The sequence below is a fragment of the Amycolatopsis sp. NPDC003865 genome (assembly GCF_053605345.1).
Genome location: NZ_JBSGJA010000011.1, coordinates 225,455 through 250,846, shown reverse-complemented (window position 1 = coordinate 250,846; position 25,392 = coordinate 225,455). Strand labels below are relative to the sequence as shown.

Genomic DNA, 25,392 nt, shown 5'->3' with positions numbered 1-25,392 from the left:
AAGGGCCCGCGGTTCCCCGCGGGCCCTTCTTCAGCGCAAGCTACCTTGCGCCACCGCCCATGTACTGCGGATCCGGTTGCGGTAGCGGCAGGACCGGCTGGCCTTCCATGATGTTCTTCATGGCGCCGAACCACGTCCGGGCCGGGGCCTTGCCACCGAAGATGTTGCCGGTGGGACAGACCCGGACCGTTCCCGGTGCGTTGCCGTCGCAGATGCCGCCCTGGCCGCCGCCGAACTTGAACGTCATCGCCGCGCCCGCCAGCTGCGGGGTGCCACCGACGAACGTCGCCGAGACGTTGCCCTGCGTCGTGCCCGTCTTGCCGATCATCGGCCGGTTCCAGCCGGCCGCCCCCGCCGCGCCGGCCGACGTGCCGCCCGGCTGGTCGTCCTTGCTCATGCCGACCGCGAGGGTGTTCGCCAGGCCTTCGGGCACCGCCTGCTCGCACGGCGCTTCCTTGATCGGCACCGGCTGGCCGTTGCGGTCGGTCACCGCGGCGATCGGCGTCGGCGGGCACCAGACGCCGCCGGACAGGATCGTCGCGGCGACGTTGCCCAGCTCCAGGCCGCTCAGCGGGCTGAAGCCCAGGGTGAACGCGCCGTAGCCCGGGCTGCGGCCGTTTGGCCCGTAGGCCTCCGCCTGGCTCGTGTTCTTGGCGCCGTCCTCGGACTTCGGGTCGACCGTCCCGCCGCCGATGTTGCTCGCCATCGTGTCGCGCATGCCGAGCCGCTTCGCCATGTCGATGCCCGGAGCGGTGCTGCCCAGCTGGTCCTCGATCGCGACGAACGCGGTGTTCGGCGAGGTCGCGAGGGCCGTCTGCAGGGTCGCGCCCTGGGCGATCCGGCTGTAGTCACCGGCGTTGCCGACGCAGTACCACTTGGAGTTCAACGGGGGTCCGGTCGGCGGGCAGCTCTTGCCACCGCCGGTGAACACGTGCGAAGTGTAGGTGTCCGGCACGATCACCGGCGAGTAGATCCCCGCGACGCCCTTTTCCATCGCCGCGGCCGACGTGAAGATCTTGTACGTCGACCCCGCGCCACCGGTGTTGTAGACACCCGTCGGCAGTGCGTACGTCGTCTGCCCGGCGTCCTGGTTCTGGCCGTAGTCGCGGTTCGCGGCCAGCGCGACCACCTCGTGCCGGTCCTTACCCGGTTTGACCAGCGACAGTGTGTTCGCGACGTACTTCTGGGTCTTGCCGACCTGCGTCTCCGCCGAGACTTTCGCCTCGTGGTTGGCCCGCTCGTCCAGCGTGCTCTTGATCGTGTAACCGCCGGTGTAGAGCTGGTCCTTCGTCATCCCGCCCGCCTTGAGCAGGTAGTCCTCGACGTACTGGCAGAAGAACCCGGACTCCGGCCCCGCGCCGATGCAGTTGGCCGCGGGCTTCGCCGGGGTGTCCGGCACGACGCCCAGCGGCTCGCCCTTGAAGCGGTCGGCGTCGGCCTTGGCCAGCTTCTTGTTCTCCACCATCCGGTCGAGCACCAGGTTGCGGCGCGCGGTCGCCTTGTCCGCGTGCTTCCACGGATCGTTGTTGATCGGGTTGTTCACCAGCCCGGCCAGCAGCGCGGCCTGCGGCACGGTGAGCTTCTCCGGCGTGGTGTCGAAGTACGCGTGCGCGGCGGCGCCGATCCCGTAGATCTGGCGGGAGAACTCGACGATGTTCAGGTAGCCCGCGAGGATCTGCTGCTTGGTCAGCTTCGTCTCGAGCTGGATCGCGATCCGCGCTTCCTTGAGCTTGCGGGCGATCGACTGCTCCTGGGCCTTCTTCTGGCCGACCTGGTCGTTCCGGTAGACGACGTTGATCAGGTAGTTCTTGACGTACTGCTGGGTCAGCGTCGAGGCGCCCTGCGTGTCGGCGCCCGTGCTGTTGCTGACCGCCGCGCGCAGCGTGCCCTGCCAGTCGACGCCGTGGTGGTCGTAGAACCGCTTGTCCTCGACCGAGACCAGCGCCCACTTCATGGCTTCGTTGATCTGGTTCTCGTTGATCGGCAGCCGGTACTGGTCGTACAGGGTCGCGATCGGCTTGCCGGTGCTGTCGGTGACCGTCGTCACCAGGGGCGGCGGGATGTCGGCGAGGTCGGAGGAGGTCTTCTCCACCGTCTCGCTGGCCTGGTTGGACATGACGCCGGCGGCCCCCACGACCGGGAAGAGCATGCCGGCGACGAGCACCCCCGCGAGCAGACAGAGGCCGATGAGCTTGAACAAACCATCCGCTTTTCGCACGAGGGCCAGGCTACCCGGGGCGCGTGGGGCGCCGGTGACGCCGTGTCTCCGAGGGTGTGAATTCAGTGACAAAACCGACCCCCTTCGGTGACATCTGGTAACGGAAGGCATCCTGGGTCTCGACGGGGGGAACCGAGGGCCCCTACAGTCCGTCAACGTCTCACGAAGAAAAGCCGACGGATGGATCAACGCGGGTGGGAGCTCGCCTGGTCCGGACGGCGGCACCGGCACCGGGGAGGTGCCCGGGAACCGACGTGAGCAGAGGGAGACACGCTCGCGGGGGCAAGGAGCGCAGTGCCTTTCCCCGCTGGTGCGTCGATCACCAGGGTAGGGAGCTGGGGGTATGGAAACCAACCAGTCGAGCTGGCGAATCAACGCGTCCTGCCGGGACGCCGACCCGGACGGCCTGTTCGTCCGGGGCGCGGAGCAGAACCGGGCCAAGGCGGTCTGCATGGGCTGCCCGGTCCGGACGGAATGCCTCGCCGAAGCACTCGACGGCCGGATCAACTTCGGCGTGTGGGGAGGCATGACCGAGCGGGAGCGGCGGGCGTTGCTTCGCCGCCGCCCCGACGTGGTGAGCTGGGCTGACCTGCTCGAAGCGGCCAAGAGGGACGCGGAGGAGCGGGTCGAGGTCGGCTGAGGCCGGCCGTGGGTGGCGCGGCCCTGCCGCCGCGTCACCCACGGCGCTTCACTTACCGGGCCGGCTCACCTCGGGAGCCGGCTCAACCGGCCAGCTTCACGCCGATGTCGCGCAGGCCGTCGAGGTCGTGCACGTCACCGGCCAGCGCGGGCACCCTGGCCAGCGCCACCTCGGGGTGGGCCCGGGTGAACCGCGCCAGCAGCCGCTCCTCGCGGGCGGCCAGGTCGACGCGGTCCGCGTGCAGCCGCAGCACCGCTTCGGCCAGCGGGGCGTTCTGCAGGTTCTCGGCCGCCGCGAGCGCCTCCGCGCCGGACAGCGACGCCAGCACCGGGTGCGTCCGGTTCGCGATCAGCCCGGCCAGCGGCATCGACTCCGACGACAGCCGCTCCACGAAGTAGGACGCCTCGCGCAGCGCGTCCGGCTCCGGCGCGGCCACCACGAGGAACGACGTCCCGGAGGAACGCAGCAGCTCCGCCGTCTTGCGGGCGCGCTCGCGGAAGCCGCCGAACATGCTGTCGAACGCCTGCATGAACGCCGAGGCGTCGGTCAGCAGCTGGCCGCCGATGATCGTCGAGACCGCTTTGGCGAACATCGAGAACCCCGCGTTGACGACCTTGCGCAGCCCCCAGCCGCCGGCCTTCGCCGGGCCCGTCAGGAGCCGGATCATCCGGCCGTCCAAAGCGGACGACAGCCGCGTCGGCGCGTCCAGGAAGTCCAAAGCGGACCGGCTCGGCGGGGTGTCCACGATGATCAGGTCCCAGTCGCCGGTCGCCGCGAGCTGGCCCAGCTTCTCCATCGCCATGTACTCCTGCGTGCCGGAGAACGACGTGGAAATGGTCTGGTAGAAGGGGTTCTTCAGCAGCGCTTCGGACCGCTCGGGGCCGGCGTGCACGCGCACCATGTCGTCGAACGTGCGGCGCATGTCGAGCATCATCGCCCACAGCTCGCCCTTGGGTTCGAACCCGTCGACCTGCACCTGCTTCGGGTGGTTGCCGAGTTCGCGCAGGCCGAGGGCCTGGGCGAGCCGCCGCGCGGGGTCGATGGTCAGCACCACCGTCTGCCGCCCGCGCTCGGCCGCGCGCAGGGCCAGCGCCGCGGCCGTGGTGGTCTTGCCGACGCCGCCGGACCCGCAGCAGACGATCACGCGGCTCTCCGGGTCGTCGAGCATCGCGTCGATGTCGATGGTGGTCACAACCGCACCCCCTGGTCGGTCAGGGCTTCGGCCAGGTCGTACAGGGCCGCGACGTCGACGCCGTCGGTCAGGTCCGGCAGTTCCAGGGTCGGCAGGTCGGCCTCGGCGAGCTGCTCGCGCGCCCGCTGCTCGGCGGCGACCCGCACGGCGTGCTCGACGGTCTCGTCGACCAGCGCGTCCAGGGTCTCCTGCGGCAGTTTCAGCCCGGCCGACGCGAGCCCGTCGCGGACGCGGGAGGCGTCGACGCGCCCGTCCGCGGCGGCGGTCACCGAGCGTGCGGGCAGCCGCGGCGGCCGGACCCGGTTGACCAGCACCGCGCCCGGGCGCAGGTCGGCGCCGTCCAGCTCGGCCACGGCCTCGACGGTCTCGCGGACCGGCATCTCCTCCAGCAGCGTCGCCAGGTGGATCACCGTCTCGCCGGAGTGCAGCAGCCGCACGACCCCTTCGGCCTGGCCGCGGATCGGGCCGGTCTTCGCGAGGTCGGTGAGGGCCTTGGTGACGTCGAGGAACTTGACGACCCGGCCGGTCGGCGGCGAGTCGACGACGACGGCGTCGTAGGTGTGCCGCCCGTCGGACTCGGTGCGTCCGACGCACTCCTTGATCTTCCCGGTGAGCAGGACGTCCCTGAGCCCGGGCGCGAGCGTGGTCGCGAACTCGATCGCGCCCATCCGCCGCAGCGTCCGGCCGGCGAAGCCCAGGTTGTAGAACATCTCGAAGTACTCGAGCAGCGCGGCTTCGACGTCGACGTGCAGCGCGCGCAGCTCGCCCCCGCCGGGGACGGCGGCGATGCGCTGCTCGGCGTAGGGCAGCGGCTCGGTGTCGAAGAGCTGCGCGATGCCCTGGCGGCCTTCGACCTCGATGAGCAGCACACGCCGGCCTTCGCGGGCGAGCGCGAGGCCGAGCGCGGCGGCCAGCGTCGTCTTGCCGGTCCCGCCCTTGCCGGTGACGAAGTGCAGCCGGGCGCGGGCAAGCTCGTCGGTCCAGCCGGCATGGGGAATGGTCACTTCTTCACCCTAAATCAGCTCTCAGCTGGCCAGCAGCATGACGCTGACCGCAGCGGCGACCGCCGCGACCAGCACCCAGGCGACGGGCCCGGGCAGCACCGTGAGGGTGAGCACACCCACGACGAGCAGCAGCGTGAAGGTGATCACGCCGCCGAGCGCGACCTGGCCGGAGCTCTGCGTCCGGTCGCGCACTTTCGCCATCACGACGAGCACCAGGGGCAGCCCGGCCGCCGCGAGCAGCGCCGTCGCGATCACGCGCCATGTCTCCACCCGCTCACGCTAGCGGCGTGAGATGAACCACACCCCGGCGCGTCGCGCGTCGTTTTCCGGCGGCGGCCCCCGGCGGTCTTGCCCGCTTGGCTACGCTCCCGGTTCATGAGCGCCACCAAGTGGGAGTACGCGACCGTCCCCCTCCTGATCCACGCGACGAAGCAGATCCTCGACCAGTGGGGCGAGGACGGCTGGGAGCTGGTGACCGTGCTGCCGAACCCGAGCGGCGAGCAGCACGTCGCGTACCTCAAGCGTCCGAAGGGCTGATCCGCGTGAGCTGGAGCGAACGGCTGAAGGAGCTCGGCATCGAGCTGCCCGGCGTGGCCGCCCCGCTGGCCGCCTACGTGCCCGCCGTCCAGAGCGGGAACCACGTGTACACCTCCGGCCAGCTGCCCTTCGTCGACGGCGTGCTCGCCGCGACCGGCAAGGTCGGCGCGGAGATCAGCCCCGAAGAGGCGAAGGGCCACGCCCGCACGTCGGCGCTCAACGCGCTCGCGGCCGTGCACGCCCTGGTCGGCATTGACAACGTCACGCGGATCGTCAAGGTTGTCGGCTTCGTGGCTTCCGCGGAGGGCTTCACCGGCCAGCCGGCGGTCGTCAACGGCGCGTCCGAGCTGCTCGGCGAGGTCTTCGGCGACGCGGGCATCCACGCCCGCTCGGCCGTCGGCGTCGCGGAGCTGCCCATCGGGTCGCCGGTGGAGGTCGAACTGATCGTGGAGGTGCAGTGATGGACCCGGACATCGAGCAGTCCACCCACGAGCTGCTGCTCCGGCTGGCCGGGCGGCTGCCCGACCAGCTGCTGTGGCGGTTCCGCGACTGGCTCGGCGAGGGCGCGATGGGCACCCTCGCCCGGACCCTGCCGAGGTCTTTGCTTAAGCACAGGATTGACCTCGACCAAACGGAGTACCGCCTGCTCGTGGCCGGTCTCATCCCGCACGGCGCCGACTGGCACCAGGTCAGTTCGACGCTGGGGGTAGACGACGTTGCCGAGAACCGGTACACATTCACGGCGAGTGCGCCCGAATGGGTTAACTCGGTCGACTCCGTATCCGTGTTGATCCACGCAACGTTGCGAGGTCGCCCGGACGTGGGGGAAGTGCGGCAGAGCTGGCGACACGTCGGTGTGGTCGGGCAGGGCACGGCCAAGCGCGTCCTGCTGATCACCGCGCTCACCGGTCTGCCGAGGTTGACCGGCGAACTGCAGCGGGTGCTGCGCGTGCTGGGCGACGAAGAGCCCAGCGTCGAGGTCATCCCGCCGCGCTTCGACCTGCCGGAGTACCACCGGGCCGCGCTGGCCGATTCGGAACTGGTCTGCGTGGGCGCCGCTGCGGGGAACCGGCTAGTAGCCGCATAACGCTCGCCCGCCAGCGAGCTGGGAGGGAGCAAGGCAATGGTGGAGGTCCACGACGGCCCGCCCATGGACGGGTTTTCGGTGCCCCTGCGCCTGCACAACCTGTTGCTGGCCCTGGCGGGCCGGATCGACGACAGCGCACTCACCGAAGCGCGTGAGCTGATCGCCCGGGCCCACATCGACGAGGCGGTCGAGCTGACCACCGGCACGCTCATCGCGGGCCGGATCCCGGTCAGCTCCGCCGAGCAGCGCGAGCTCGCGCTCGTCCTCGAGATGAGCCGCTCGGACGCGACGCTGGCGAACGACCTGCTGGTCGACGAGGCCGAACCGGTCAACACGCACCGGTTCAGCGGCGAGAACTCCCCGGAGTTCGGCATCGCCGAGGCGCTCGACCGGACGCTGCAGGTGCTGCCGGACGTCCGGTCGGTGCACGCGGTGTGGCGCAACACGCCGGCCGGCAGCGTGCCGGGCGCGCTGCCGCAGCGGGTGGTGCTGGTCGAGCTGGGGCCGGAGGGCAACCCGCCCGCCGTCGCGTTCCGCGTCGACACGGCGCTGCGCCGGGCCGGGATCCACTCCGTCGTCGAGGTCAGCGGTCCGGGTGTCGCGCACTCCGAGTACCACCAGGCCGCTTCGGCGGCCGCATCACCGGCGTGGGTGACCGGGAACACGACGTCGTCCGCTTCGGCGTACCGGCCGTCCGAGCCCGTCAAGCCGGCCGCCACGGTGAAGGCCGAGCCGGTCGCGGAGTCCTCGGGCAGCAGGCACAGCATCCGGTCGAGCACGGCCACGACGACCCCGCCGGAGCCGGTCGCCCCGGTGGTGCCGATCGTGTCGCCGCCGCCCGCCCCGGAGCCGCCCCGCCAGTCGCGGGCGGACCGGTCGTCCGACCGGTCCGAGACGCGGGCGGAGCGCACCGCCGACCTGACTCCGGCCGAGGTCGCGCAGCTGCGGCAGGCGCTGGCCGAGGACCCGGAGAAGGGCCGTGAGATCGCCGCGGGCAAGCCGTCGATGCACGAGGTCGTCGAGCTGCCCGCGCTGGACCTCGACGACCCGAGCCTGAGCGAGCGCGACCGGGCGCTGCTGCGCGAGCTGCACGCCGAACTGGCCGAGCGCGAGCGGGCCGAGGCGGCGAAGATGCGGCTCAACGGCGCTTCCCGCTCCGGCGGCGACCAGCGCGGCTGGACCGCACCCTAGGTTCGTCTACGGCGAAGGCGGCACTTTCACGTGAAAGTGCCGCCTTTCCGCTGTCCGGAATGCCACAACCGCGCGACGGAACGCGGGGGTTCGGAGGTATGTTCCGGTGGTGGAGCAGCCAACGGAGTTTGTCTTCGACCTCCCCGTCGGTGCCGGGGTAGCCACCCGCGCCAACGCCGACGGGCCGCCCGTCGTCCCGAAGGACGCGGCCACCGTGATCCTGGTCCGGGACGGCGCCGACGGCGTCGAGATCTTCCTGCAGCACCGGGTCAAGGGCATGCCGTTCGCGGGCGGGATGACCGTCTTCCCCGGCGGCGGGGTCGACAAGCGCGACGCCGACGCGTCGGTGGCGTGGGCCGGCCCGGAGCCGTCCTGGTGGGCGTCGCGGTTCGGCTGCGACGACGCGCTCGCGAGGGCGCTGACCTGCGCGGCCGTGCGCGAGACGTTCGAGGAGTCCGGCGTGCTGCTCGCGGGCAGCGCGGACGCGGTCCTCACCGACGTCACGCCGTACGCGGCGGCCCGTCAGGCCCTGGAGACGCGTGAGGTGTCGCTGGCCGGCTTCCTCGCCGACGCGGGCCTGACCCTGCGGGCCGACCTGCTGCGGCCGTGGGCGCACTGGATCACGCCCGAGCAGGAGCCGCGCCGGTACGACACCCGCTTCTACGTCGCGAAGCTGCCGGACGGGCAGCAGGCCGACGGCGCGACGTCGGAGGCGTCGAGCTCCGGCTGGCAGCGCCCCGAGGACGCGATCGCCGACGCGCGCGAAGGCCGCCGGATGCTGATGCCGCCGACCTGGCTCACGCTGAGCGAGCTGGCGAAGTTCGCGACCGCCGACGACATCTTGAACGAGCGGCGCGAGATCGTCCGGATCGCGCCGACGCTCGTCCGCGAAAACGACCACGTCCGCGTCGTGCTGGAGAAGCGATGAGTGCCCCCGCGTACGGCGTGCTGCGCCAGGTTTCCGAGACGGCGTCGGTGCTGCTGGAGAACAACCCGTCGTCGATGACGCTCGAAGGCACGAACAGCTGGGTGCTGCGGGCGGCCCCGGACTCGCCGGCCGTCGTCGTCGACCCCGGCTACCACGACCTCGAGCACCTCGAACTGCTCGCCGGCGTCGGCGACATCGAGTTGGTCCTGCTGACCCATTTCCACCCGGACCACGCCGAGGGCGCGCCGTGGTTCGCCGAGCGCGTCGGCGCGCCGGTGCGGGCGTTCGACCCGGCTCTGTGCGTCGGCGCTTCGTCCTTTGTGGACGGTGAAGTGCTCTCGGCGGGCGGCCTCTCCCTGCGTGTCCTGCACACGCCGGGGCACACCGACGACTCGGTGTCGCTGGTGCTCGACGGCCAGGTGCTGACCGGCGACACCATCCTCGGCCGCGGCACGACGGTGCTGCACGACCTCGGCGACTACCTGCGCTCGCTGCGCAGGCTGATCGAGCTGCCGCCGGGCACGCTCGGGCTGCCCGGGCACGGTCCAGAGCTGCCCGATCTGGCCACGACCGCCGGCGAGTACCTTGCCCACCGGGAACAGCGGCTGGACCAGGTGCGTTCGGCTCTGAAGCAGCTCGGTGCGGACGCCACCCCGCGCCAGGTCGTCGAGGTGGTCTACGCCGACGTCGACCAGGCGCTCTGGGCGCCCGCCGAACTGAGCGTGCAGGCGCAGCTGGACTACTTGCGGTCGGAGGAACAGGGATGAGCAACGTCGAGGTCGAGTTCTACTGGCGGCCGGGGTGCGGGTTCTGCGCCGCGCTGGACCGGCCGATGTCACGCAGCGGCTTCAACATCCGGAAGATCAACATCTGGGAGGACCCGGACGCCGCGGCGCGCGTGCGCGAGGTCGCGAACGGCAACGAGACGGTGCCGACCGTGATCGTCGGCTCGACGGCGATGGTCAACCCGTCCTTCGCCGAGGTCGAGGCCGCGGTCAAGGCAGCTTCGGCGGGCTGAGCGTGCCGGGCCGCTCTCCGTGGAGGAAGGCGGCCCACACTTCGCGCAGCAGGCGAGCGGCTGGGCAGGTGCACTGGCTGGTCCGGCCACCCGGCGCCCTTCGTCAGCCAGTTCGAGATCTTCGGCACCCTGTCGCCTTAGCGGGCCAGCATCGGCATGAGGTAGTACGTCAGCTCCACCTCCCCGGGCTCCGCCGCTCGCAGGATGCACGCCCGCATCCCCGGTTGGATCGACAACTCCACCCGCTCGCCCGTGAACGCCTGCAGCGCGTCCAGCAAGTACCGGGCCTGGAACGACGGCGATGTCCGCCCGCCGCTGACCTCGGCCTTCAGCGTCTCCTCCGCCTCGCCCGTGTCCTGGCGGGCGCTTGCCAGCCGGACCTGCGCGTCGCCGACCTCCAGCGTCAGCACTCGCCGGTCCTCCGCGTACACCCCGACCCGGCGGACCGCCGCCGCCAACGCGTCCGCCGAAAGCGTCACCTTCGTGTCGACCGCCGATGACGGGATCGAGTCCTCCGACAGGAAGCCCGCGTCGAGCACCGCCGTGCTCACCAGGCCGCCCGGCCAGCTCAGCCCGAACCGGCCCGGCCCCGCGTGCAGGCCTACCGTGCCCTTCGCCTGGCGCGCCGCCTCCGTCAGCAGCGTTGCCGGGACCAGGACGTCCAACGACCCCGGTGCGCGCAGCGGCAGCCGGGCCACCGCCATCCGGTAGCGGTCCGACGCCGTCAGCGTCAGCCGGTCGCCCGCCTGGAGCCGGACGCCGGTGAACAGCGGGAGCGGGTCGTCCTTCGATGCCGTGCCCGCGACGATCCGCAGCGCCGACGCGAACGCCGATCCGTCCACTTCGGACACCAGGGGTGGCTCGGGAACCGGTGGGCCGGCCTCGGTGGACAGCAACGGCAGCGCGAACCGGGCGTTGTCGACCCGCAGGGCCAAGCGGCTGCCTTCGACGACCAGGCGCACCACATCCGCGTCGAGCATGCGAAGCGTCTCGGCCAGCGGGGCCGCCGGGACGGTGACCGAGCCGTCCGTGTGGGCGGTCGCCGGGCAGTCGAACCGGACGGCGAGATCCGGGTCGCTGCCCGCGACCGTCAGCCCGGCCGCGTCCGCCCGCAACCGCAGCCCGGCGCGGGCGGGCAGCAGCCGCGAAGCGGCGGAAACGGCCGCCGAGAGGCGGTGGGCAGGCGCGGTGACGTCCATGCCGCAAAGCTAGCGGCGACCACCGACAAAAACGGCTCGGCAAGCCTCTGACCAGTACTAACGACCGGCGCCGACCAGCTGCCGAGCCGCGTCGGCCGGAGCGGGTGCCCGGACCGTCCCCCGCAACAGCCAGACCAGCGCGGCGAGCACCAGCCCGGCCACGCTCGCGGTCAAGAACGCCGCCGAAGGGCCGGCGTGCTCCACGACGTACCCGCTGATCGACTGCCCGGCGGCCAGCCCCAGCGTCACCGCCGTCAGCACCCAGCCGAACGCCTCCGCCGCGGTCCCGGACGGCGCGACCAGCTCGATCGCCGACGAGTGCGCCGTCGACTGGGGCGTGATCAACGCACCCGCCAGCAGCATCATCAGCGCCAGCCCCCACAGCGACGACGGCCACGCGAGCAACGCCACCAGCGCCCCGAAGCCGCCGAGCAGGGCCGGCAGCCGCAGGCCCATCCGGCGCGGCCACGGCCGCAGGCTGTACGCGACGCCGAACGCCACCGAGCTCAGCGACCACGCCGACAGCAGCAGCCCGCCGAACGAAGGCGCACCGGCTTCGGTCGCCGACGCCGGCACCGCCACCTCGACGAACCCGATCACCATGCCGAAGCCGAGCGCGGCCAGCGCCAGCGTCCGCATCCCCGGGCCGGCCAGCGCGCCCAGCAGCGAGCCGGCCGAACCCGCGGCCGGTCCCCACGCCCGCACCGCCGGGCTCAGCGCGAACAGCACCGCGCCGGTGAACTGCAGCGCGACGCCCAGCACCAGGCCGGTGCCCGCCCACGGGGCCAGCACCAGCAGCCCGGCCACGCCGGGGCCGAGGATGAAGAACACCTCCATGCTGATCGCCTCGTACGAGAACGCCGCGTTGCGCGCCCCACCCGGGGGCAGCAGCCGCGTCCACAGGGCCCGCGACGCCGAGCCGACCATCGGCTCCGACAGCCCGGTCGCCGCGGCGAACGCCACGAGCACCGTCGTCGAGGCGTGCGACTCGATCGCCGTGACCAGCGCGGTCATGGACAGCGCGAGCAGTGCCGAGACGACGAGCAGCGGCCGCGTCGGGCCGAACCGGTCGATCAGCCTGCCCTGGATCACCGCGCCCACCGAGACGCCGACGAGCGAGCCGGCCGAGACGAGCCCGGCGGCGGCGAAGGACCCGGTCTCGCGCTGGACGTAGAGCAGGGCCGAGATGCCGATCATGGCGATCGGCAGGCGCGCGAGCACGGACGCGACGGCGGGCCACCGGGCGGCGCGGGTCGTCAGCGCGTCGCGGTAGTCGGCCAGAGACGTACGACCTTCAGAGTGGGACACGCGTACCAGTATGCCGCAGAGTGGTACGTGGGTACCAGTTATTTACGGGTCAGGTGCGTCACCAGGTCTCGATCGGGTAACACTCACGATATTCTCCGTCAACTCGTGCAACGAAACGGCCGGGACGGCGTCCTTGAGAGTGAATGGCCTTGAATTCGTGGGTATGGGCCGTGATGGTTGAACAACAGCACAGAACCCAGCTCCCTCCGGCATATGGGTCGGGGCCTGATCCGGAGGGCGGGGAGCGCGGATCGTCGGGGGATGGTCCGCGCGACAAACGAAGAGCCGGTGCGCCACGTCGGGGGTGGCGCCCGGCTCTTTGTTTTGACCATCAAGACACGAAGACGGCCCCTCGGCAAGCCGAGGGGCCGTCGACGTCAAGACTCAGCGAGCCCGGCGAGCCAAGCGCTCCGGGTCGAGGATCAGCACGCTCTTGCCCTCGAGCCGCAGCCAGCCGCGGTGGGCGAAGTCGGCGAGCGCCTTGTTGACGGTCTCGCGGGACGCGCCGACGTACTGGGCGATCTCTTCCTGCGTCAGGTCGTGCGTGACCCGCAGCAGGCCCGCCTCCTGGCTGCCGAAGCGCTGCGCGAGCTGCAGCAGCGCGCGCGCCACGCGGCCCGGGACGTCGGTGAAGATCAGCTCCGCGACCATGTTGTTCGTCCGGCGCAGGCGGCGCGCGACCACGCGCAGCAGCTGTTCCGCTATCTCCGGGCGGGTCGAGATCCACTGGCGCAGCGCCGGGCGGTCCATGGTGACCGCGCGGACCTCGGTGACCGTGGTCGCGCTCGACGTCCGGGGGCCGGGGTCGAAGATGGACAGCTCGCCGAACATGTCGGACGGGCCGAAGATGCCCAGCAGGTTCTCGCGGCCGTCCGGGGACTTGCGGCCGATCTTCACCTTGCCGGACTGGATGATGTACAGCTTGTCGCCGGGTTCACCCTCGTTGAAGATGACATGGCCGCGGGGGAACTCCACGGATTCCAAGGTCTGGGCCAGCGCCTCCGCCGCTGCCGGCTCCACACCCTGGAAAATGCCCGCACGGGCCAGGGTTTCGTCCACCTCGGGTGCCTCCTCGTCGAGAAACGTTCACGCCCTCCCTTGGCTGGAAGAGCGTGACGCCGATCACTTGCGCGTCAGTCTAGGGCGTACTCACGAGATCGCCCGTCGGACGCGCGCGCCCCCCGGATGATCTCGTTCGAACGTGGAGCCTAACTCCGCACGCGTCGCGCGCGTAGCCTGGCTGCCCGTCCGCCCAGCCTACGCAGCCGGAACAGCTCCAGCGCGCGGCCGATGCCGTGCCCGTAGAGCGCCCTGACCTCGTTGGGCTGCGCCTGCTCGAGGAACTCTTCGACCTCGTTCTCCTGCACCGCGACGTGCTTGAGCCGGCTTTCCACGCGCTCCATGAACAGCGCGAAGAACATGATCACCAGGGGGACCAGGATGACGAACCAGACAGTCATGACCGGACCCCGAAACACTCAGTGAAAAGCATCTACTCCAGATCCTCGCTCATGGCGGCCGGAAAACTGCGCCGAGGTGGTGCTCTGGCGTGTCGGTCGTCCACCGGTGCACTGACCGGCCCGTCCGACGGCGCCCGTAGGCTATCGGGGTGCCACCTGCCACCACGAACGCCCCCCGTGAGGGCGCTGGTGAAAGCCGGTTAGCTCTGGTGAGACGCGCCAGGCGGATGAAGCGTTGCTTGGACGACGTGTATCCGGACGCCCACTGCGAGCTCGACTTCACCACTCCGCTGGAACTGCTGGTCGCGGTCGTGCTGTCCGCGCAGACCACCGACGTCCGGGTGAACCTCGTCACGCCCGCCCTGTTCAAGCGCTACCGGACCGCCGCCGACTACGCGGGCGCCGACCGCACCGAGCTGGAGGAGTACCTCCGCAGCACGGGCTTCTACCGGGCCAAGGCGAACTCCGTCATGGGCCTGGGCGCGGCGCTGGTCGAGCGCTTCGACGGCGAGGTCCCGGCCAAGCTCGAGGACCTCGTCACGCTGCCCGGCGTCGGCCGCAAGACCGCCAACGTCGTGCTCGGGAACGCCTTCGACGTCCCGGGCATCACAGTCGACACCCACTTCGGCCGGCTGGTCCGCCGCTGGGGCTGGACGGCCGAGGAGGACCCGGTCAAGGTCGAGCACGCGGTCGGCGAGCTGATCCCCCGCAAAGAGTGGACGATGCTCTCGCACCGGGTGATCTTCCACGGCCGGCGCGTCTGCCACGCCAAGAAGCCCGCCTGCGGTGCCTGCCCGCTGGCCAGGGACTGCCCCTCCTACGGCACCGGCCCGACCGGCTTCGACGAAGCCGCGAAGCTGGTCAAAGGGGTCGAAAAGGACCACATCCTCAAGCTGGCGGCGCCCCGGTGACGACCGTCACCAAATGGGCGCTCGCTGTCGCCGTGCTGGCGGTGGCGCTCATCGTCGCGCTGTTGCCCCGGGGAGGGGACGACAGCGCCGCGAAGCCGTCCGATGACGCCGCAGTCCTGGCCCCGGCCCGGTCCGCGGCGGCGCTCCAGCCGTGCCCGGCGGCGAGCCCGGCACAGCCCGTGAAGCAGCTCGAAGGTGTCACCGCGGACTGCCTCGGCGACGGCGCGAGCGTCGACGTCGGCAAGGCCCTCGCCGGGGCTCCGGTGCTGGTCAACGTGTGGGCGTCGTGGTGCGAGCCGTGCCGGACCGAGCTGCCCGTGCTCCAGGAGTACGCGAAGCAGCCGGGTGCCGTGCGCGTGCTCGGCGTCCAGGTGCAGAGTCCCGCGAAGGACGGCTTGGACCTGCTGGCCAAGCTGGGGGTGCACCTGCCGTCGGTCTACGACGGCGACGGGCGGAGCGGGCCCGTCCGGACGGCGCTCAAGGTGCCCTCGTCGCTCCCGGCGTCCTACCTCGTGACCGCGTCCGGTGAGGTCAGGTTCATCGCGAACCCGCGGGTCTTCGGGAACACTGACCAGGTGCGCGCGGCAGTGGGAGGAACTTCATGATCGGACCGCTGGTCGAGCCGGAGTCCGTCCCCGAGTGGCTCCGGCCGCTGGTCAAGGTCAGCGGCGAGGTCGATTCGAAGACGTTCACCCGCTTCAGCCCGCCCGAGGACACCTACACGCGCGCCGCCGCGGTCCTCATCCTCTTCGGCGAACGCGAGGCCGACGGCGAGCCCGACGTCCTGCTGCAGCGCCGTGCCGACACGCTGGGCTCGCACGCGGGCCAGGTCGCCTTCCCGGGCGGCGGCGCCGAGGACGGCGACGACGGCCCGGTCGGCACCGCGCTGCGCGAAGCCGAAGAGGAGACCGGGGTCGTCCCGGCCGGCGTCCGGCCGGTCGCGGTGCTGCCGGAGCTGTTCGTCCCGGTCTCGAAGTTCGCGGTGACGCCGGTGCTGGCGCACTGGGCGGAGCCGTCGCCGGTGCACGCGGTGGACCCGGCCGAGACCGCGTCCGTCGCCCGCGTCGCGCTCGCGGAGCTGGCCGACCCGGCCAACCGCTTCATGGTCCAGAAGGCCGGCGCGCCGTGGAAGGGCCCGGCGTTCGAGGTCTCCGGCCTGTTCGTCTGGGGTTTCACCGCCGGGTTGCTGTCCGTCCTGCTCGGCCTGGGAGGCTGGGAGCGCGATTGGGACTCGGGCGACGTCCGGGACCTCGACGAGGCGCTCGCCGCCTACCGGGCGCGGTTGACGGAAGGGTGACGCGGTGAACTGGGTCGATGTGCTGGTGCTGCTGCTGGCCGTGCTGGCGGCGGTGTCCGGCGCGTACCAGGGCGTGATCGTCGCGCTGCCGTCGCTCGTCGGCGTCGTGCTCGGCGCCCTCGCCGGGATCAAGCTCGCGCCGGTGATCGTCGCGTTCTTCGACGACCCGGTCTGGAAGGTCGCCTTCGCGGTCGCGACCGTCGTCTTCCTGGTCGCCTTCGGCGAGGCGATCGGCGTCTACGTCGGCCGCAAACTGCGTCAGAAGATCAACCCGGACAAGCTCTCGGGCGTCGACAAGACGCTCGGCGCGATCGTGCAGGCCCTCGTCGTCTTCGTGGTGGCGTGGCTGATCGCGACGCCGCTGACGACCGTGTCCGCCGTCCCCTGGCTGGCCAAGGGGATCAACGGCTCGGTCGTGCTCGGCAAGGTCAACGACGCCATGCCGGAGGCCGCGCAGGGCTTCCCGAACCAGCTGCGCAAGCTGCTCGACGCGTCCGGCTTTCCGTCCATCGTCGACCCGTTCCAGAAGGCCCCGACCGCCGACACCTCGCCGCCGGACCCGGCGCTGCAGAGCAGCGGGATCGTCCAGCAGCTGCACGGCAGCGTCGTCAAGATCCGCGGCAGCGCCAGCTCGTGCTCGCGGTCGCTGGAAGGCAGCGGGTTCGTGATCGCGCCGCAGCGGGTCATGACGAACGCGCACGTCGTGGCCGGCACCGACACCGTCGGCATCGAGACCACCCAGGGCGACTACCCGGCGCGGGTCGTCTACTTCGACCCGGAGGTCGACATCGCGGTGCTCGCCGTGCCGCGGCTGCGCGCCCCGGCCCTGCAGTTCGCGCCCGAGACGGCCAGGGCGGGCGACAGCGCGGTCGTGCTCGGCTACCCGCTCGACGGCCCGTACCGCGCGACGCCGGCCCGGGTGCGCGGCCGGATCAACCTGCGCGGCCCGGACATCTACGACGCCAACACCGTGCAGCGGGACGTCTTCACGGTCCGCGCCGAGATCCGCAGTGGCAACTCGGGCGGCCCGATGGTGACGCCGGACGGCCGGGTCATCGGCGTCGTCTTCGGCGCGGCGGTCGAGGACCCGGAAACCGGCTTCACGCTGACCGCCGAGCAGGTGCGGGCCGAGGTCGACGCGGCGCCGTCGCAGACGACGAACGTGTCCACCGGGTCCTGCGCCGCCTAACGCCCGAACCGCAGCGCGAGGCCGTCCAGCAGCGCCCGCATCCCGGACTCGAAGACGTCGTCGAGGACCAGGTCGTAGCCGTCGCCGCCGAGGTCGCGGAGCATCTTGGCGAACACCGGCCGCCCGGCGGTCATCACCTCCATGGCCGGGGCCTGCAGGTCGAGCCACTGCTCTTCGGACAGCCCCGACGAGGCCAGTGCGCTTTGCTCGCGTTCGAGGTGGATCGCGATGCCCTGGACGTAGCTGAAGAACAGCACGTGCAGGTCGCACAGCGTCGCCGCGTCGACGTCCAGTTCGGACAGCGCGGAGAGGGCCCATTCGCCGTGCATGCCGAGGTTGCGCAGGGCCAGCGGCCGGGTGAGCGGCGCGAGCTGGGCGAGCCACGGGTGGCGCTTGTAGAGCGACCAGAGCGTGCGGCCGCCGAGCGTCAGGCGGTCCCGCCAGTCGCCCCGCGGGATGGCCGGGTAGCCGCGCTCGCCGAACGCGGCGTCGGCCATGAGCATGACCAGCTCGTCCTTGCCCCGCACGTACTTGTACGGCGCCATCGCCGCGACGCCGAGGCGCGCCGCGACCCCGCGCATGGACAGCGCGCCGAGGCCCTCGGTGTCCGCGATCGCGATGGCGGTCCGCACGAGCTGCTCGCGGGTCAGCCCGCGGGGCCCGCCGCGGCGCTCCCGGCCCGCGACGATCGTGCCGGACCGCGGCTCGGCCCGCACGACGCCTTCCTGGCCGAGCAGGGCGAGTGCCTTCGCGGCGGTCGCCATGGCGACGCCGTGGTCGGTCGCGAGCCGCCGGACCGAGGGCACCCGTGCGCCCGGCGGAAGCTCGCCGTGCGCGATCCGGTCGCGCAGCTCGTCGGCGATGGCCACGTACTTCACGGCTGTCTCCTGACCTAGTACAGCCGGCCATCTGTACTAGTACAGAATTGGCCTTCCAGCTCTGTGAACCCCAGTGTTGTCGCCATCAGCGTACGACTCTGGAGGAACTCATGCGAAACGTTCTGATCTCCGGCGCGGGTGTCGCCGGCGGCACCCTGGCCTGGTACTTGGCGCGCGCGGGCTTCGACGTGACCGTCGTGGACCGGGCGCCCGGCATCCGCAGCGGCGGGCAGGCGATCGACGTGCGCGGGGTCGCGCTCGACGTCGTCGAGCGGATGGGTCTCGGCGAGCGGCTGCGCGCGGTGCGCACCCGGATGCGCGGGATGTCCATGGTGGACGGTGACGGGCACGAGCTGTTCCGGTCCGAGGAGTTCGCCTTGAGCAGCGGCCGGCTCGACAGCGACGACATCGAGGTGCTCCGCGACGACGTCGTCGCGATCCTGCACGAGGCCACGGACGCCGAGTACGTCTTCGGCGACTCGATCACGGCGCTCACCGAAGAGGCGCACGGAGTCCGCGTCGAGTTCGAGCACAGCGGCTTCCGCACCTTCGACCTGGTCATCGGCGCGGACGGGCTGCACTCGGCCGTCCGGCGGCTGGCGTTCGGGCCGGAGGCGGGCTTCCTCCACCACCTCGGGCAGTACCTCGCGATCTTCCCCACGGCCAACTTCCTCGGCCTCGAGGACTGGCAGGTCTGGTTCCGGCACGAGGAGACCGGCGGCGTCGCCTACCCGGTGCGCGGCAACAGCGAGCTGCGCGTGACGCTCGGCTTCGGCTCGGAGCCGTTGCCGCGGTTGACCGTGCCGGAACAGAAGAAGCTGGTCGCCGAGCGGCTCGCCGGAGTCGGCTGGGAGGTGCCGAAGCTGCTCGAAGCGATGGCCGGGGCGGAGGTGTTCTACTTCGACGCCATGGCGCAGATCCGGATGGACCGGTGGACGACGGGCCGGGTCGCGCTGGTCGGCGACGCCGGTTACTGCGCTTCGCCGTTGTCCGGCCAAGGGACGAGCTTGGCGTTGGTCGGCGCGTACGTCCTGGCTCAGGAGGTGGGACGGGCGAGTCACGAAGAAGCCTTCGCGGCTTACGAGCGGCGGATGCGGCCCTTCGTCACGCTCAACCAGGCCCTGGCGACCGAAAACCCGGGTGGCCCGGCGTCCGAGGAGTCGTTGGAGCGGGCGAAGTCCGCCATCGACCTCACTTGAGGAAGTCCGCCAAAGCGGCCGACGTGCGCTCGGGCGCTTCGAGGTGGGGGAAGTGCCCGACGCCGGGCCAGAGCTCCGGTTCGGCGTGCGGGCCCGCCCAGCGCACCGACGCCGTCGCCGTCTCGGGGAGGATGCAGGTGTCGTCGGCGCCGTGCAGCTGCAGGGTCGGCGCCGCGATCCGCCCGCCGACGGCGTCGGTGAACCGGCGGCCCTCACCGCGGAACTGGGCGCGGAACGCCCACCGGTAGTACTCGAGCGCGCTGTGCGCGACGCCGGGGACGAGCATGGCGTGCCGGAACTCCTCGACGGTGTCGGAGAAGTCCGAAGTGGATCGCCACCGGCTCCCGGCCCAGCCGGTGAACAGGTCCGCGACGGCTTGGGCGTCGTCTTTCACGAGCCACTTCTCCGGCGCCATCGGCACCTGGAAGCGGAAGAGGTGCCCGGCCGCGCGGCCCTGGCCGCGCCACGGGCGGACCGACGAGCGCAGCGCGAGGGGGTGGGCGGCGCCGATCGCCGTCACCGACGAGACGAGCCGGGGGTGCAGCGACGCGACCGTCCACGCGAGCATGCCACCCCACGCGTGCCCGACGAGGTGGGCGCGGCGCGCCCCGAGGGACTTGATCAGGCCGCCGACGTCGCCGGCGAGCGTCCAGGCGTCGTAACCGCGGGGCGGCTTGTCCGAGTCGCCGTAGCCGCGCAGGTCGACGGCGACCGCGCGGAACCCGGCGGCAGCGAGCGCCCGCAGCTGGTGGTGCCAGGTCCACCAGAACTCGGCGAACCCGTGCAGCAGCACCACGACGGGCCCCTCGCCGAGCTCGGCGACGTGCAGCCGGATGCCGTTGGCGGACACGTCGCGGTGCGCCCACGGGCCGTCGAGCCGGACGCTCGACGGGTCGGGGGACGGGTGCAACTCAGTCGCGGGTGGTCGTCAAGTCGGCGTCGGGCGCCTTGTGCGGCTTGAGCGCGGCGGCCGTCTCCTTGACGCTGGCGATCGTCCGCTCGGGCGCCTTGAACTTCTTCACCTTGCGGTAGCCCAGGAACCCGGCCGCGGCCGTGACCAGCAGCATCAGCCCGAACACGATGGCGAACGCGCCCCAGCGGTGCAGCGGCCGGAACCAGTCCGCGAAGCCTTCGGCCAGGAAGAAAAAGAAGAAGAACGAGCTGTACAGCAGGACCGTCAGCGCGATCAGGAAGTAGACGGCCCCCTTGAGGCCCTTCTTCACCTCGCCGACCAGCTCGGACTTCGCGAGCTCCATCTCGGCCCGGACCAGGGTCGAGATGTGCTGGGTCGCGTCGCCGACGAGCCTGCCGATCGACTGGTCGCCGGGGACGTCGGTGTCGGAGGACAGCGGGAGGTAAGGCACGGCCCCCACGCCGTCGGGGCCGGTGCGTTCGTGTTTGGGGCTGCTCACCGGGTCATCGTGCCATGTGTCCGGAAACCGGGCGCGGCGGAGTCACAGTGTGTCGGAGATTCGGGCGTGCACTTTGCTACGGCGGAGTAGCAAGGCCGCCGCCAGCAGGGACGCGATCGCCGACGCGATCAACACCGCCGCCTTGGCCTGCTCGCTCGCGTCGCCGGGCAAAGCCAGCTCCGCGATCAGCAGGCTGACCGTGAACCCAACCCCGCCGAGCACCGACAACGCGGCCATGTCCCGCCAGCCCATCCCGCGCGGTTGTTCCGCCACGCCGAGCCGCACCGCGAGCGCGCTGGCGCCGAGGATCCCGATGACCTTCCCACCGAGCAGCCCGGCGAGCACCGCGAGCGGCACCGCCGTCGTGAAGACCGCGCCAAGGGCGTCGCCACCGACCGAGATCCCGGCCGCGAACAGCGCGAACGCCGGCACGGCGACGGCCGCCGACCAGGGCTGGAGCCGGTGTTCGAGCCGCAACGCCGGTGCCTCGGCCTCGCCTTCGTCGGCGCGGACGCGGGTGAGCAGGCCCAGCGCGACGCCGGCGATCGTCGCGTGGATGCCCGCCGAGTGCACGGCGACCCAGACGACCAGCGCGAGCGGCACGTACAGCCACGGCGTGCGGACCCGGCGGTGCTGCAGGAAGGCGTACAACGCGAGCGCGGCCACCGCCACGGCCGCCGCGACCAGGTTGAAGCCCGTCGTGAAGACGACGGCGATGACGACGATCGCGCCGAGGTCGTCCACCACGGCCAGCGACAGCAGGAAGACGCGAGCACTCGAGGGCAGGTTCGACGCGGTCAGCGCGAGCACGCCGAGCGCGAACGCGATGTCCGTGGCCACCGGGATCGCCCAGGCCCGCTCGATGCCCGGCGCGCCCCAGCCGACCGACAGCGCGACGAGCGCGGGCACGACCATGCCGCCGACGGCGGCCACGACCGGCAGGATCGCCTGCTTGAACCGGGACAGCTCGCCGACGACGAGCTCGCGCTTGAGCTCGAGCCCGGCGACGAAGAAGAACAGGGCGAGCAGGCCGTCCTTCGCCCAGTCGTCGAGGGTCAGGTTCAGGTGCAGGAACTCCGGGCCGAGCCGGAGCTCGCGCAGCGCGTGATAGCTGTCGCGCAGCGGCGAGTTGGCCCAGACCAGGGCGATCGCGGTCGCACCGAGCAGGATGAGCCCGCCGGTCGTCTCGGTGCGCAGGTAGCGGGCGAACTCGGTCAGGGGGCGGGACACGGGCGGCTCCTGGGGTCGTCGAACACCGTTGCCGACCAGACTTCCCGGCGCACCTTTGACGGTATTTTAATGCGCCTTTGTCACCGACCGTTATGGCCGCCGCCACAGGGGGTACCGGTGGTGAGTTCACCGGAAGTGCTCATAGCATGCCAAGCGACAACGAAGTCCCTAGACGAAGGATGACGACAGTTGTGAGCACCTCTACCGAGGTCCAGCAGGACACGAGGTTCTTCGGGCACCCACGAGGGCTGGCGAACCTCTTCGGCGTGGAGATGTGGGAACGCTTCTCCTACTACGGGATGCTCGGCATCCTGCCGATCTACCTCTACTACAAGGTCGAACAGGGCGGTCTCGGCCTGGCGCAGGACTCCGCGCTCGGCATCGTCGGCGCGTACGGCGGCCTCGTCTACCTCTCCGCCGTCGTCGGCGCGTGGGTGGCCGACCGGCTGCTCGGCTCGGAACGGACGTTGTTCTACAGCGCCGTGCTGATCATGATCGGCCACATCAGCCTGGCCCTGCTGCCGGGCCTGGCCGGCATCGGCGTCGGCCTGGTGTGCGTCGCGGTCGGCAGTGGCGGGCTCAAGTCCAACGCGACGGCGATCGTCGGCACGCTCTACGCCGAGGGCGACGAGCGGCGCGACGCCGGCTTCACGATCTTCTACATGGGCGTCAACCTCGGTGGTTTCGTCGGCCCGCTGCTGACCGGGCTGGCGCAGACGGAGGTCGGCTTCCACCTCGGCTTCGGCCTCGCCGCGATCGGCATGGCGCTCGGCCTGATCCAGTACACGTTCGGCCGCAAGAACCTCGGCGACAAGGCCAAGGAGGTCCCGAACCCGCTGCCGTCGTCGCAGCGCGCGCTCGCGACCGGCGCCGCCGCCGTGCTGGTCGCCGCGATCGTCGTGCTGGTGGTCACCGGGGTCGTCAACCCGGGCAACCTCGCCGACGTCGTCGTCGTGGTGGTCGGCGTGATCTCGGTGATCTACTTCCTCGTCATCCTGACCAGCCGCAAGATCACCGGCGTCGAGCGCAGCCGGGTGTTCTCGTTCATCCCGATGTTCATCGCCAGTGCGGTGTTCTTCTCCCTCTACCAGCAGCAGTTCACGGTCGTCGCGGCCTACACCGACCAGCGGCTGAACCGGAACCTGTTCGGCTGGGAGCTGCCGGTGTCCTGGGTCAACTCGATCAACCCGGTGTTCATCATCGTGTTCGCCCCGATCCTCGCGGCGCTGTGGACGAAGCTCGGCGAGCGCCAGCCGTCGACGCCGATGAAGTTCGTCCTCGGCACCGTGCTGATGGGCGCGGCGTTCCTGCTGTTCCTGCCGATGGTCGGCAGCGGCAAGAACGCGAGCCCGATGCTCGCGATGGTCGGCATCCTGTTCGTCTTCACGATCGCCGAGCTGTGCCTGTCGCCGGTCGGGCTGTCGCTGTCGACGAAGCTCGCGCCGGAGGCGTTCCGGACGCAGATGGTCGCGCTGAACTTCCTGTCGATCTCCTTCGGCACCGCGATGTCCGGCAAGCTCGCCGAGTACTACACCGTCGACGACGAAGCGCCGTACTTCAGCACGGTCGGCGGGGTCGCCATCGGGGTCGGTGTGCTGCTGTTCCTGGGCATCCCGTTCATCCGCAAGCTGATGAAGGGCGTGCACTAGCTAGCCGACGGTGACCCCGAAGATCACCCCGACGAAGTAGGTCACGACCATGGTGAGGGCGCCGACGCCGACGTTGCGGAGGATCGCGCGCCCGACCTGCGCGTCGCCGAGCCTGGCGCTGATGTACCCGGTCAGCGTCAGGCCGACGACGACCGCGGCGGCGCACGCCCACACCCGCAGGGAGACGCCGGCCCAGGCGATGGACAGGATGGGCAGCAGCGCGCCAACGGAGAACGCGACCAGCGACGCCCAGGCCGCCTGCCACGGGCTGGTGAGGTTGTCCGGGTCGATGCCCAGCTCGGCTTCCGCGTGCGCCTGCAGCGCGTCCTTTTCGGTCAGTTCCCGCGCGACCTGGCTCGCGAGCTCCGGGGAAAGGCCCTTGTCCTCGTAGATGCCGGCGAGCTCGCGCTCCTCGGCCTCCGGCATGGTCTTGAGCTCCTGCTTTTCCAGCCGGAGCAAGGCCTGTTCGGTGTCGCGCTGGGTGCTCACCGAGACGTATTCCCCGCCCGCCATGGAAAAGGCGCCGGCGACGAGCCCGGCGATTCCGGCGGTGAGGATGGTGGTGCTTTCGGTGGTCGCACCGGCGACCCCGACGACGATGCCCGCGACGGACACGATCCCGTCGTTCGCCCCGAGAACCCCGGCCCGCAGCCAGTTCAGCTTCCCGCCGACGCCCTGGTGCGGTTCATGGGCGTGTTCCACGGCGTCACCGTCAATCGTTTCGGTCACCCGACAAGTGAAACACGAACGCGGAATCGTGGCGAGACTTGGTCTTTTTGTCAGGTACGCCTAATTAACGCGTGCCTTACCTAAGCCGTCCTGTGTGGACTCTCAGCCGCCATGGGTCATGATGGCGGGCATGGAGGAGCAGGAGTGGCGGCCGCTGCGGACGGTGGAGGGCCTCCCGCTGCACGGCGGCGAGGGCCGCTTCCGGCTGCTGGAGACGGCGTCGAGCGGGCTGGCGTACTTGATCCACTACCCGGCGGGGGTGGCCTCACCGACGCACGCGCACGACCACGACTCGATCGTCTACGTGCTGTCGGGCCGCCTGCGCGGCGCGGTCGAGGGGGTGGAGGCGGTTCTCGAGCCCGGCGATTCGGTGGTCCACCCGCGCGGCGTGGAGCACTACGTGGAGGCGCTGACGGACTCGATGTGGGTGGAGTTCAAGTCGCCGTTGCCGGGTACGCCGCCGATCGCCTGAAAAGCGGAAACGCCCGGCCCCGCTCGAAGCGGAACCGGGCGCCTCCCGGAGTGAAGCCTCAGGCGTCCAGCTCGGCGAGGGCCTGCTTGGCCTTCTCGAGCTCGGCCTCGAGCGCCGCGACCTTCGCCGCCTGCGCCTCGCGGGCCTGGTTGATCACCTCGTCGATCGGGCCGGACAGGTCCGCGTGCAGCTCCTTGGCCGCGCGCGACACCGCCGCCGCGGGGATCTCCAGGCCCTTCGCGACCCACTTCGAGCCGTTCTTCAGCTCGGCCTGCCACTCGCCGTCGGCGGTGCCGGTGACCGTCAGGATCAGCTCGACCGTGCGGGTCTTCTTCGCCGTCGACGCCGTCGCACCCTTCGGGCGGCCGCGCTTCGGCTTGGGGGCCTCCTCGGCGGCGGGCTCGGGCGAGCCCTCCGAAGAAGCCGGGGACGCGGACTCGGTGACGGTCGCCTCGTCGGAAGAAACCTCCGGAGCCGAAACCGGAGCAGCCGAAGCCGTTTCCTCGTCGTGCGTCAGGACATCCACGGTCATCGTCGTGTCGTCTCCTTGCCCGGGGAAGGGGGTGTGGTTCGCGGCACAGCGTAGAACATGCGTTCGAGCCGTGCCACTCGGGGGTCATGACAGAGCCCTCCCGGCGCGAAGC

General features: G+C 71.2%; 29 protein-coding genes. 15 read left to right on the top strand and 14 right to left on the bottom strand.

Annotation, left to right across the window (positions count from 1 at the left end):
* Positions 1-40 precede the first annotated feature (40 nt).
* Complete coding sequence (locus ACWEVP_RS26260; protein WP_452065191.1) at positions 41-2,218, bottom strand: transglycosylase domain-containing protein; 2,178 nt, start codon at positions 2,216-2,218, stop codon at positions 41-43.
* Positions 2,219-2,561: 343 nt separating this feature from the next.
* Here ACWEVP_RS26260 and ACWEVP_RS26255 point away from each other — a divergent pair, with 343 nt between their 5' ends.
* Positions 2,562-2,858 (top strand): WhiB family transcriptional regulator, encoded by a 297-nt coding sequence (locus ACWEVP_RS26255; protein ID WP_329054225.1) that lies wholly within the window; start codon positions 2,562-2,564, stop codon positions 2,856-2,858.
* 82 nt (positions 2,859-2,940) lie between these two features.
* On the opposite strand, the gene ACWEVP_RS26250 is transcribed toward ACWEVP_RS26255, so the two are convergent.
* From ACWEVP_RS26250 to ACWEVP_RS26240, 3 genes are read right to left on the bottom strand one after another with little or no spacing between them, the layout of a single operon-like run.
* Positions 2,941-4,026: an ArsA family ATPase gene (locus tag ACWEVP_RS26250; RefSeq protein WP_452065280.1), complete on the bottom strand. Its 1,086-nt coding sequence runs from the start codon at positions 4,024-4,026 to the stop codon at positions 2,941-2,943.
* A 20-nt stretch (positions 4,027-4,046) separates the two neighbouring features.
* Positions 4,047-5,054, bottom strand: a complete 1,008-nt coding sequence (locus ACWEVP_RS26245; RefSeq protein ID WP_452065190.1) for an ArsA-related P-loop ATPase — start codon at positions 5,052-5,054, stop codon at positions 4,047-4,049.
* Between the two features lie 21 nt (positions 5,055-5,075).
* Positions 5,076-5,324 (bottom strand): hypothetical protein, encoded by a 249-nt coding sequence (locus ACWEVP_RS26240; protein ID WP_452065189.1) that lies wholly within the window; start codon positions 5,322-5,324, stop codon positions 5,076-5,078.
* Between the two features lie 105 nt (positions 5,325-5,429).
* Between ACWEVP_RS26240 and ACWEVP_RS26235 the strand changes: the two genes are divergently transcribed.
* The 7 genes from ACWEVP_RS26235 to ACWEVP_RS26205 all read left to right on the top strand — a co-directional run bounded on the left by ACWEVP_RS26235 (position 5,430) and on the right by ACWEVP_RS26205 (position 9,815).
* Positions 5,430-5,591: a DUF4177 domain-containing protein gene (locus ACWEVP_RS26235; RefSeq protein ID WP_003068074.1), complete on the top strand. Its 162-nt coding sequence runs from the start codon at positions 5,430-5,432 to the stop codon at positions 5,589-5,591.
* A 5-nt stretch (positions 5,592-5,596) separates the two neighbouring features.
* Positions 5,597-6,052, top strand: a complete 456-nt coding sequence (locus tag ACWEVP_RS26230) for a RidA family protein (RefSeq protein WP_364465571.1) — start codon at positions 5,597-5,599, stop codon at positions 6,050-6,052.
* Positions 6,052-6,678 carry a hypothetical protein gene (locus ACWEVP_RS26225; protein WP_364465569.1) on the top strand — a complete coding sequence of 209 codons (627 nt, stop codon included), beginning with the start codon at positions 6,052-6,054 and terminating at the stop codon, positions 6,676-6,678. Before ACWEVP_RS26230 ends, ACWEVP_RS26225 begins: the two co-directional genes overlap by 1 nt.
* Positions 6,679-6,714: 36 nt before the next feature.
* The gene (locus ACWEVP_RS26220) at positions 6,715-7,869 is read left to right on the top strand and encodes a hypothetical protein (RefSeq protein WP_452065188.1); all 1,155 of its coding nucleotides are present in this window, start codon (positions 6,715-6,717) and stop codon (positions 7,867-7,869) included.
* Positions 7,870-7,978: 109 nt separating this feature from the next.
* Entirely contained in the window at positions 7,979-8,797 is an 819-nt protein-coding gene (locus ACWEVP_RS26215; protein WP_452065187.1) for an NUDIX hydrolase, read from the top strand.
* Entirely contained in the window at positions 8,794-9,564 is a 771-nt protein-coding gene (locus ACWEVP_RS26210) for an MBL fold metallo-hydrolase (protein ID WP_452065186.1), read from the top strand. Before ACWEVP_RS26215 ends, ACWEVP_RS26210 begins: the two co-directional genes overlap by 4 nt.
* The gene (locus tag ACWEVP_RS26205; protein ID WP_086679231.1) at positions 9,561-9,815 is read left to right on the top strand and encodes a glutaredoxin family protein; all 255 of its coding nucleotides are present in this window, start codon (positions 9,561-9,563) and stop codon (positions 9,813-9,815) included. The genes ACWEVP_RS26210 and ACWEVP_RS26205 overlap by 4 nt, the downstream gene beginning before the upstream one ends.
* A gap of 137 nt (positions 9,816-9,952) precedes the next feature.
* Here ACWEVP_RS26205 and ACWEVP_RS26200 read toward each other — a convergent pair whose 3' ends face one another.
* The 4 genes from ACWEVP_RS26200 to ACWEVP_RS26185 form a co-directional block, all read right to left on the bottom strand.
* Positions 9,953-11,014 (bottom strand): DNA polymerase III subunit beta, encoded by a 1,062-nt coding sequence (locus ACWEVP_RS26200; RefSeq protein ID WP_452065185.1) that lies wholly within the window; start codon positions 11,012-11,014, stop codon positions 9,953-9,955.
* Between the two features lie 57 nt (positions 11,015-11,071).
* On the bottom strand, positions 11,072-12,322 hold the full coding sequence (locus ACWEVP_RS26195; protein ID WP_452065184.1) for an MFS transporter: 1,251 nt from the start codon (positions 12,320-12,322) through the stop codon (positions 11,072-11,074).
* A 384-nt stretch (positions 12,323-12,706) separates the two neighbouring features.
* Complete coding sequence (locus ACWEVP_RS26190; protein ID WP_003081747.1) at positions 12,707-13,381, bottom strand: Crp/Fnr family transcriptional regulator; 675 nt, start codon at positions 13,379-13,381, stop codon at positions 12,707-12,709.
* 149 nt (positions 13,382-13,530) lie between these two features.
* Complete coding sequence (locus ACWEVP_RS26185; RefSeq protein WP_013230551.1) at positions 13,531-13,782, bottom strand: hypothetical protein; 252 nt, start codon at positions 13,780-13,782, stop codon at positions 13,531-13,533.
* A 227-nt stretch (positions 13,783-14,009) separates the two neighbouring features.
* On the opposite strand from ACWEVP_RS26185, the gene nth reads away from it, so the two are divergent.
* From nth to ACWEVP_RS26165, 4 genes are read left to right on the top strand one after another with little or no spacing between them, the layout of a single operon-like run.
* On the top strand, positions 14,010-14,693 hold the full coding sequence (gene nth / locus ACWEVP_RS26180) for an endonuclease III (protein WP_452065183.1): 684 nt from the start codon (positions 14,010-14,012) through the stop codon (positions 14,691-14,693).
* On the top strand, positions 14,690-15,298 hold the full coding sequence (locus ACWEVP_RS26175) for a TlpA family protein disulfide reductase (RefSeq protein ID WP_452065182.1): 609 nt from the start codon (positions 14,690-14,692) through the stop codon (positions 15,296-15,298). The genes nth and ACWEVP_RS26175 overlap by 4 nt, the downstream gene beginning before the upstream one ends.
* Positions 15,295-15,990, top strand: a complete 696-nt coding sequence (locus ACWEVP_RS26170) for an NUDIX hydrolase (RefSeq protein WP_452065181.1) — start codon at positions 15,295-15,297, stop codon at positions 15,988-15,990. Before ACWEVP_RS26175 ends, ACWEVP_RS26170 begins: the two co-directional genes overlap by 4 nt.
* A gap of 4 nt (positions 15,991-15,994) precedes the next feature.
* Positions 15,995-17,179, top strand: a complete 1,185-nt coding sequence (locus tag ACWEVP_RS26165) for a MarP family serine protease (RefSeq protein WP_452065180.1) — start codon at positions 15,995-15,997, stop codon at positions 17,177-17,179.
* On the opposite strand, the gene ACWEVP_RS26160 is transcribed toward ACWEVP_RS26165, so the two are convergent.
* Positions 17,176-18,057: a GntR family transcriptional regulator gene (locus ACWEVP_RS26160; RefSeq protein WP_452065179.1), complete on the bottom strand. Its 882-nt coding sequence runs from the start codon at positions 18,055-18,057 to the stop codon at positions 17,176-17,178. The genes ACWEVP_RS26165 and ACWEVP_RS26160 overlap by 4 nt on opposite strands.
* A 110-nt stretch (positions 18,058-18,167) precedes the next feature.
* Here ACWEVP_RS26160 and ACWEVP_RS26155 point away from each other — a divergent pair, with 110 nt between their 5' ends.
* Positions 18,168-19,256, top strand: coding sequence for an FAD-dependent monooxygenase (locus ACWEVP_RS26155; RefSeq protein ID WP_452065178.1), 1,089 nt, complete (start codon positions 18,168-18,170; stop codon positions 19,254-19,256).
* Here the strand turns inward: ACWEVP_RS26155 and ACWEVP_RS26150 are convergent.
* The 3 genes from ACWEVP_RS26150 to nhaA are packed head-to-tail and all read right to left on the bottom strand — an operon-like array spanning position 19,249 to position 21,898.
* Complete coding sequence (locus ACWEVP_RS26150) at positions 19,249-20,166, bottom strand: alpha/beta fold hydrolase (RefSeq protein ID WP_452065177.1); 918 nt, start codon at positions 20,164-20,166, stop codon at positions 19,249-19,251. The two genes, ACWEVP_RS26155 and ACWEVP_RS26150, sit on opposite strands and share 8 nt — an antisense overlap.
* Position 20,167: 1 nt before the next feature.
* Positions 20,168-20,668: a phage holin family protein gene (locus tag ACWEVP_RS26145; protein WP_452065176.1), complete on the bottom strand. Its 501-nt coding sequence runs from the start codon at positions 20,666-20,668 to the stop codon at positions 20,168-20,170.
* A 42-nt stretch (positions 20,669-20,710) separates the two neighbouring features.
* Entirely contained in the window at positions 20,711-21,898 is a 1,188-nt protein-coding gene (gene nhaA / locus ACWEVP_RS26140; protein ID WP_452065175.1) for a Na+/H+ antiporter NhaA, read from the bottom strand.
* A gap of 191 nt (positions 21,899-22,089) precedes the next feature.
* Between nhaA and ACWEVP_RS26135 the strand changes: the two genes are divergently transcribed.
* The gene (locus ACWEVP_RS26135; protein ID WP_452065174.1) at positions 22,090-23,547 is read left to right on the top strand and encodes a peptide MFS transporter; all 1,458 of its coding nucleotides are present in this window, start codon (positions 22,090-22,092) and stop codon (positions 23,545-23,547) included.
* On the opposite strand, the gene ACWEVP_RS26130 is transcribed toward ACWEVP_RS26135, so the two are convergent.
* Positions 23,548-24,276, bottom strand: a complete 729-nt coding sequence (locus ACWEVP_RS26130; RefSeq protein WP_452065173.1) for a VIT1/CCC1 transporter family protein — start codon at positions 24,274-24,276, stop codon at positions 23,548-23,550. It abuts the gene before it with no gap.
* Between the two features lie 118 nt (positions 24,277-24,394).
* Between ACWEVP_RS26130 and ACWEVP_RS26125 the strand changes: the two genes are divergently transcribed.
* A complete protein-coding gene (locus tag ACWEVP_RS26125; RefSeq protein WP_452065279.1) occupies positions 24,395-24,748 on the top strand; it encodes a cupin domain-containing protein in 354 nt (117 codons plus the stop codon).
* Positions 24,749-24,806: 58 nt separating this feature from the next.
* Here ACWEVP_RS26125 and ACWEVP_RS26120 read toward each other — a convergent pair whose 3' ends face one another.
* Positions 24,807-25,280: a DUF6319 family protein gene (locus ACWEVP_RS26120; protein ID WP_452065172.1), complete on the bottom strand. Its 474-nt coding sequence runs from the start codon at positions 25,278-25,280 to the stop codon at positions 24,807-24,809.
* Between the last annotated feature and the right edge of the window lie 112 nt (positions 25,281-25,392).